The following is a 7947-nucleotide window of genomic DNA, read 5'->3' as shown; positions in this document are numbered from 1 at the left end:
GGTATAGGCATCGGCCAGTTCACCCTCGATGCTCTGGACTGTCAGTTCGGTGTCGCGGCCATAGACCCGTTGACGGACCTCGACGGTCTTGGCCTCTCCAGTCGCGTTACGCACGCGGTATTCCATCGCATAGCGCGTGCGACCACGGTCCGTGCGGCGGGTCGAAACCTTCTCGGACGACACCAGCCGCGGCTGGACCGTCACATCGAACGCCTTACCCGTAGAGATCACCAGATCGGACCCTGCGGGCGAATGGCTGATCTGGTCCTCGCCGATAAAGCGCGGCTCGCCGTTTTCGCCGCGCAGATAGACGCGCATCACCCCTGCGGGCAGGGCTGGCTCGCTGCGGAAGACGATGCCGACGTCTGCGGCTTGCGCCTGTTCAAAGGTGCCAAAGCCGCCCATTTGGAAGACATAGCGTTTGGTCGCGGGCACATTGCTGACGTCCAGCAGACCGACCTGCTTGGTCTGGTTATTGGCGACCGTCACGCGCTCCGGCAACAGATAGACGTGTGCGTCCCCTGCCTCGGCGTTCGATCCACTGTTGAGGCCATTGCCGCGGCTGCCACCGCGATAGTTGTTTCCGCCGCTGACGTTCACCTGTCCTGCGACAACACGCGTGACAGCATTGCTAAAGGTCGAGCCGGAACTGTTAGTCAACGTGACCCAGCCATTCAGGTCCAGCTTGCCCGCCTTTTCATCAAAACGAGCGACATAGTCGGCCTTCCACTGAAGCCCGCTGGTCAGATAGTTCAGGGTCACATCACGACGCGGCGTCCCCGTCGCATCCAGCGTGACGCTCAGTGTGGGCCGCGGACGAAGATTGGGCGGCACGCCGTCAAAAACGACCCGCGTGGGCGCGCCATCATCGCGCAGCACTTCGATGCGGTTGCCGATCTGGAGCACCACGCCCTCATTGGCCGACAACACCCGCGCCTGTTCGCGCGACTGGGCCCCGTTGCCCGGATTGGTGCGGATGACCTCGATCTGCTGGCCAACGGCCCCTTCCATCAGCTTGCGCGGGGTCAGCAGGTCGTAATCGAAGTTTTGCTCGACGATCGACAGACCCTGCCCCGACAGCGTCACCGTCTCTGGCCGGATCGAAGCCGACACGCCCGGAAACTCCTGACGGACACGGCCCGAGGCGATGTTCAGGCTTCGCACATCCTCAACCAGCGCGATGTCGTTGTTATAGACCGTCAGCGCCAGACGGTCCGGCCCGCCCGCTCCTGTCTCGACCTGCTGAGCCATCGCCGAACCGGCGACAGCAGCGCAAAGGGCAGTGGTGGCCAGCAAACCCATAGATGCAGACAATCGACGCATAGGGGAAACTCCGTTGTGTTCCCAAGAACGCTGTCACACCCGACACACCCTGTCGAGATGCGGCTGATTGCACTGTTCCCTAAAGGGGCCTGACGCCGTAGTAAGCCGTGTGAACTCATGTAAAGCGGACAACTGGTCGATACATCGCTCGCTCGCCTATTTGGCGGCGGTGTTTGCCATCGTGCTGGGTTCACTCATGCCCTATGCCGCCATGGCGGCGGTCCAGCCGGGGCAATCTATCGTCATCTGCTCCAGCGAGGGGCTACAGACAATCACCGTCGGCGAGACCGACGCCCCGCCGCACAAGGCTCTAGGGGCCAAATGCGCGGCCTGTATCCTCCCGCTGGTTGCATCGCTGCCGATGCCCCCGGCTCCGGTACCTGCCCTTGCGATCAAGCTGGCGACAACGGACGCCTACGCGCCACTACGCGCATCGCCTCCGCCGCCCTCGCGTGCACCGCCGCGCCCGCACTCGACGGCCCCGCCGCTCGCCTGAAATCCCGTTCCGTGGCGCTGAACCGCGCCTGAGCCCGAGATTTCAGGAAGCTTTTCCATGTCTTCAAAATACCCAACGCAGGCCGCCCCTGTCCTGAACAGTTCTTATCGCACTGTGTGGCGATGGCATTTCTATGCCGGTGTGATCGTCATGCCGTTTCTAATGCTGCTGTCGCTGACCGGTGGCATCTATCTGTTCAAAGACGAGATAGAGCGGTTGGCCCATCGCCAGATGCTGCCTGTAGCCATCAGCGCGCCACAGGCTACACCCGACGACTGGGTTGTCACCGCACAAACGGCTGCGGGTGGGAAGGCGGCCCGTGTGAACCTACCGGCTTCCGATAGCGAGGCTGTCCAGATCGGCGTGGAACGCCCTGACGGCAGTCGGTTGCGCGCCTTCGTTAATCCCTACACCGCCGACCTTACCGGCATTAGCCCCGACGAAGGCCTGACCGAACTCGTCAGGGATCTTCATTCCCTCAGCGTGTTCGGCGGGTCGTTGGGCAAGGCCCTCAACATTGTCGTCGAGATTGTCGCAGGTTGGGCAATCATCCTTTGCGCCACAGGAATATATCTGTGGTGGCCGCGCAAACGTGGCGGAGCTGTCTTGCTAACGCGCGAATCCGATGTCCGCCGCCGCCCCTTCTGGCGCGACCTGCACGCACTCACAGGCTTCTATACCGCGGGCATTATCGCCTTTCTGGCCGTGACGGGCATGCCGTGGTCTGCGGTGTGGGGCGACCAGTTCATGGGCGTTATGCGCACGACCGCATTGGGCCGCCCGCCCGCGCCTGCCGAGGCCACACCGTGGACGCAAAACGCGCCCCATCATGGCTCCGCTCCCCTCGGCTGGACGATGGAAGGTACCGGACTTGCAAGAGATGCATCCAGCGTGGGTGCGCCATCGCTCAAGCGCGTTATCGAAAGCACCGATGCGCAAAAGATGGCCCGCCCGCTGGTCATCTCCATCCCCCGCGACCTCAGCCAAACATGGACCGTCTCAACCCAGCCCCAACGTGTCGAGGACACCCGCATCCTCTATGTGGAACCCTCCAGCGGAGCGGTGAAAGCCGACGTGCGCTATGCCGAGTTCGGCCCCATGGCAAAGGGTATGGAATGGGGCATCTTGGTCCATCAGGGCATGCAGTATGGCTGGATCAACCGCATCGTCATGCTGGCCGGATGCATAGGCATCTGGGCACTGTGCATCAGCGGCGTTGTCATGTGGTGGAAACGCAGGCCGCCGCAACTATCGCCCTTGCGCAGCGGTGCCCCGCCGTCCCTGCCCGACGCCCGTTACCGCGGCGTTCTGGCTATCGTCACTCCTCTAGCAATCCTCTATCCTCTGACCGGCGCGAGCCTGCTGGTCGCCCTGTTGGCCGACGCATTCCTGTCCGGACGCCTCGGTCGCAACCGTCCCGTTAAGTAAGCCCCCCGAAGGACCAAGTTCCATGAAGTTCAAACTCGTTCTCGCAACTGCCGCTGCCCTGACGATGGCGGCCTGTGGCCAGCAAAATGAAGCAGCTCCGACCGAAGTGCCCGCCACCCCGGCTGCTCCGGCCGCCCCCATGGCGGTCGAAGCACCGACGACGCCCACCGCCGTAGAGGGCACGATCACCATCGAGGACGCTTGGTGCCGTCCGACGCCGAACGGAGCCAAGGCGGGCGGTTGCTACGTCATCCTGACCTCCAGCGTCGATGACACCCTGACGGGCGTCGCGACCGCTCAGGCCGACATGGCGCAAGTCCACGAAATGAAGATGGAAGGCGGCGTCATGAAGATGGCCCACCTCGCCAAGGGCTTGGCCATGCCTAAAGGCCTACCCACCGAGCTTAAGCCCCACGGAAACCACATCATGCTGATGGGCCTGAAAGCGCCGTTGGTGGCGGGTCAGACGGTCAAGATCGACCTGACCTTCGCCAATGCAGGCACCAAGTCCGTCGATTTTGCCATCCGGACCCCGCCGGTTGTCGGCGGCGAGGAATAATCCTTCTAAGGGCGGTCGAAAGGCCGCCCTTTTCCGCATATAGAGGCCCAACATATCGCGCGGACTGACAAATCGGCTTGGAACGGCTAAAGGCACGCGCTCACGAGGAATACCATGGCCCTTAAAGTCGCGATCGTCGGTCTGCCCAACGTTGGCAAGTCCACCCTGTTCAACGCCCTGACCAAGACGGCAGCGGCGCAAGCTGCAAACTATCCGTTCTGCACCATCGAGCCGAACACCGGCGACGTGGCCGTGCCGGAACCCCGTCTGAACAAGCTGGCCGAAATCGCCGGCTCCAAGGAAATCATTCCTGCCCGCATCACCTTCGTGGACGTGGCCGGTCTAGTGCGTGGCGCGTCGAAGGGTGAAGGTCTGGGCAACCAGTTCCTCGCCAACATCCGCGACTGCGATGCTGTGGCCTTCGTCGCCCGCTGCTTCGTCGATGACGACATCACCCACGTCGAAAACCGCATCGACCCGATCTCGGACCTCGAAATCATCGAGACCGAACTGATGCTGGCCGACCTCGAGAGCCTCGAGCGCCGCCGCGTTCAGGTCGAGAAGCGCGCCAAGGGTGGCGACAAGGAATCGCAACTAACCCTGAAGATGATCGACGCCGCCCTCGAGCAGCTGCGCGAAGGCAAGCCGGCTCGCCTCGCCGACATCTCCAAGGAAGACAAGAAGGCATGGGACATGCTGCAGCTGCTGACCGCGCTGCCGGCACTCTATGTCTCGAACGTTGAAGAAGCCTCGGCCGACAAGGGCAACGAGCTGTCTGATCTGGTCGCTGCACGCGCGGCCAAGGACAACGCCAACTCGGTCGTTATCTCGGCCCAGATCGAATCCGAAATCGCCGTACTGGACGACGAGGAATCGGCTGAATTCCTCGACACCCTGGGCCTTGAAGAACCGGGCCTGAACCGCCTGATCCGCGAAGCCTACAAGCTGCTGGGCCTGCAGACCTACTTCACCGTTGGTCCGAAAGAAGCGCGTGCATGGACCATCCCGGTCGGTGCCACCGCCCCGCAAGCCGCGGGCGTGATCCACACAGACTTCGAAAAGGGCTTCATCCGCGGCGAAACCATCGCTTACGACGACTATATCGCTCTCAAGGGCGAGGCCGGTGCCAAGGAAGCGGGCAAGATGCGCGCTGAAGGCAAGTCCTACATCGTCAAGGATGGCGATGTGATGCACTTCCTGTTCAACAACTAAGTCGAACAGCCAGTCCGTTCAAAAAGGCACTGCCCCTCGCGGGTGGTGCCTTTTTCTTTGCCCGCCCCGACGAGTAAGATTACATTGTTCTCAAGCTGCGCCATTACAGGGTGGCGGCTTTGGGGGCATACTTGAAACCAATCAACCGGATCATCACGACGGTGATCGCTGCTGGCTGCGCGGCGTATGCCGCTCAGGCCTCAGCCCAGACACGCACGCAAGACACCGCGCCGCTTATTATCCATCCGCCTGCACAGGGCGAAGTCGCCATTGGCGAGGAAATCGCCAGTGTCAGAACCAATCCTGTCATACGCCTTCGCACCACCACCATGCGTGCGGCCAGGCTGGACATGGATACGGACACGCCGTCGGGCTTTGCTCTGGCCAAGATGCTACCTGCGGGCACGAAGATGTTCGGCATCCACACGACGGCGGGCTGGGCCTATTGCGCGGTAGCCGAATCCAACGCCCGCTGGTGGACAACGGATCAGTTCGTCTGTTTCGAGGACACCGACAAAGACGGTCGCTTCGAGAGTGTCATGCGTTCGGGTGCGCCCTTCATGCGGGTGCCGCTGTTCGTGTTCGAGACGGGCAACCGCATCGCCTTGCAGACCCCTGCACCCTATACCCAGATCGATGTGCAAGACGGTCCGTCCATGGACATGACCATCTACGCGCTTCAAGGGAAACGCGATTTCCGCAATGGTATCATCTATCTACGTGCCGGATTCCGCCCGGACGATGCCATCGGCCACATCCCCATCAGGGGGTTGACCGCCCGGGCACGTCTGAACCCCGAGGGTCCGACGCGGATGCAGTTGATGGGGCTGGAGATCGAAATCCTCTCGACCGACGAGGAAGGCAATATCCGCTATCGCATCCTCAAGGCTCCTGAAGAGGGCATGATCTATCGCGCCACCATGAGTGTCTCGACCACCTACACTCCTATCCTCATTCCGGGCTGAGAACGCGCATGACTGTCTATTCCGCCATCGCCATCGCTCTGCTCCTGCAAGCCGCGCCCGAAACACCGATCGGCTCGACACAGGTACCGCCAGCGGACGCCGTCCAAATCGCCGAACCTGACGAGATCGAGGACGACGCAAGCGAGGCTGCCACCGAAGCCGCCCGACGCGCATCTCAACTATCTGCCATGGTCACTGTGGCGCAGCCCTTGGTCCTCGTTCGAACAGCGGTCACGCCCGACACGGTATTCCGTACAGTCGATCACGGCCAGATCATCGCCTCGCAGGACATCTCCCCGGCCCAGTTTGTGACCATCACCACACCGGTCAACAACGCCAACAAATACGGCCCCGCAGGTGCCGCCCTATGGAAGTTCCTTGAAGGCGAGAATGAATGGTGGTGCTGGCGCAACACGGCTGGTTTTCCGGCGTGGAACAGGCCGACAGACTACTACTGCTACCGTGACGCCGACGGTGACGGCACCTTTGACGAACTGCGCGAGAACCCCGGGTGGAGCGAATCTATCCGCCATTCCCGTTTCATCGCGACCACGCTTGGAAGCGTCGAGCGTGCAAGGGGCCAGGCCAGCTATGTCGCCGGCGGGCAACTGGATTATGTCGAGCAAGTCGCCATTCGATATGACGCCCCGATCTTCGGTGCGGTCAATGCTGACGGCTACATCACCAAGGGTGCAGTATCGTTTGATGTAATTGCCGGTATTGGCCCGCAGGCAGGTCAGCGCGGCACCTCGCTGTTGTACTCGCGCCTTGTCGATCCGACGGGCATGGACAAGCTCTATTCCATCCACGTCGCGTTGGATGAAACCGGTAAAGGCACTGTCCAACACCCCAGCGGGATCTCGATTGAAGTGGAACGGGCCAATGCCGATGGAACCGTGGTCGTGAAGCTGCTGTCCGGTTATCCATCAGGCGAGACCTCGCTGATGCCGCCTATACCGGCGCTGTCATTCGAAACCCTGCTGCAGATTTTGAGAGCGCGGGGCGACCTTTAGACTTTCTACCCATACAGCTAAGTTTTCTACAGGGTCATCCTTCGGGTGACCCTGTTATTTTGACCGCCTGTTTTATGGGGAGGTCCTCTTGTCCTTGAAGTTCGACACTCTGGCGCTGCACGCCGGATATACGCCTGATCCGACGACCAAGTCCGTCGCCGTGCCGATCTATCAAACCACCAGCTACGCCTTTGACGACACCCAGCACGGGGCCGACCTGTTCGACCTGAAGGTGGCAGGCAATATCTACACCCGCATCATGAACCCGACGTCCGATGTGCTGGAACAGCGCATTGCGGCACTGGAGGGCGGCATTGCGGCCCTGACGGTAGCGTCGGGCCAAGCGGCCATCACCTACGCCATCCTGACCATCGCAGAGGCCGGCGACAACATCATCGCCACCAGCACCCTGTATGGCGGCACCTACAACCTGTTCGCCCACACACTGCCCCAGTATGGCATCGAGGTGTGCTTCATCGACGCCGATGACTTTGACGCCGTCGCCGCCAACACGGATGCCCGCACCAAGGCGGTGTTCTGCGAATCCATCGGCAACCCGCTGGGCAATGTGGTGGACTTCAAAGCGCTGGCCGATGCGGCGCACGCTGCGGGCCTGCCGCTGATCGTCGACAATACCGTGCCGACGCCCTACCTCACCCGCCCCATCGAGCATGGCGCGGACATCGTCATCCACTCCCTGACCAAATACATCGGCGGCCACGGCACCTCTATCGGCGGGGCTATCGTCGATGGCGGCACGTTCCCGTGGGCGCAGCACAAGGAGCGCTTCCGCCGTTTGAACGAACCCGAGGTCAGCTATCACGGCGTGGTCTATACCGAGGCGCTGGGGCCAGCCGCCTTCATCGGTCGCGTGCGCACGGTCCTCTTGCGCAACACCGGCGCGGCCATCTCGCCGTTCAACAGCTTCCTGATCCTGCAAGGGCTAGAGAC

At 61.9% G+C, this 7947-nt stretch carries 8 protein-coding genes; 7 read left to right on the top strand and 1 reads right to left on the bottom strand.

Annotation, left to right across the window (positions count from 1 at the left end; all coding sequences use genetic code 11):
* Positions 1–1323 (bottom strand): DUF4139 domain-containing protein (locus OB03_RS12035; RefSeq protein WP_461344299.1); only part of this gene is annotated, 1323 nt, incomplete at its 3' end.
* 109 nt (positions 1324–1432) lie between these two features.
* Between OB03_RS12035 and OB03_RS12030 the strand changes: the two genes are divergently transcribed.
* From OB03_RS12030 to OB03_RS12000, 7 genes are all read left to right on the top strand, one after another.
* Positions 1433–1819: a DUF2946 family protein gene (locus tag OB03_RS12030; RefSeq protein ID WP_461344298.1), complete on the top strand. Its 387-nt coding sequence runs from the start codon at positions 1433–1435 to the stop codon at positions 1817–1819.
* Positions 1820–1876: 57 nt separating this feature from the next.
* On the top strand, positions 1877–3247 hold the full coding sequence (locus OB03_RS12025; RefSeq protein WP_461344297.1) for a PepSY-associated TM helix domain-containing protein: 1371 nt from the start codon (positions 1877–1879) through the stop codon (positions 3245–3247).
* Positions 3248–3269: 22 nt separating this feature from the next.
* Entirely contained in the window at positions 3270–3806 is a 537-nt protein-coding gene (locus OB03_RS12020) for a copper chaperone PCu(A)C (RefSeq protein ID WP_461344296.1), read from the top strand.
* Positions 3807–3920: 114 nt separating this feature from the next.
* Entirely contained in the window at positions 3921–5018 is a 1098-nt protein-coding gene (gene ychF / locus OB03_RS12015) for a redox-regulated ATPase YchF (RefSeq protein ID WP_242914341.1), read from the top strand.
* Positions 5019–5149: 131 nt separating this feature from the next.
* Entirely contained in the window at positions 5150–5983 is an 834-nt protein-coding gene (locus OB03_RS12010) for a hypothetical protein (protein WP_242914342.1), read from the top strand.
* Positions 5984–5991: 8 nt separating this feature from the next.
* Positions 5992–6996, top strand: a complete 1005-nt coding sequence (locus tag OB03_RS12005; protein WP_242914343.1) for a hypothetical protein — start codon at positions 5992–5994, stop codon at positions 6994–6996.
* 88 nt (positions 6997–7084) lie between these two features.
* A partial coding sequence (locus OB03_RS12000; RefSeq protein ID WP_461344295.1) for an O-acetylhomoserine aminocarboxypropyltransferase/cysteine synthase family protein occupies positions 7085–7947 on the top strand: 863 nt, incomplete at its 3' end.

Source organism: Brevundimonas sp. GN22 (assembly GCF_054824005.1).
Note: the sequence above shows the minus strand (reverse complement) of the source record. Positions and strands in the feature narration are given on the sequence as shown.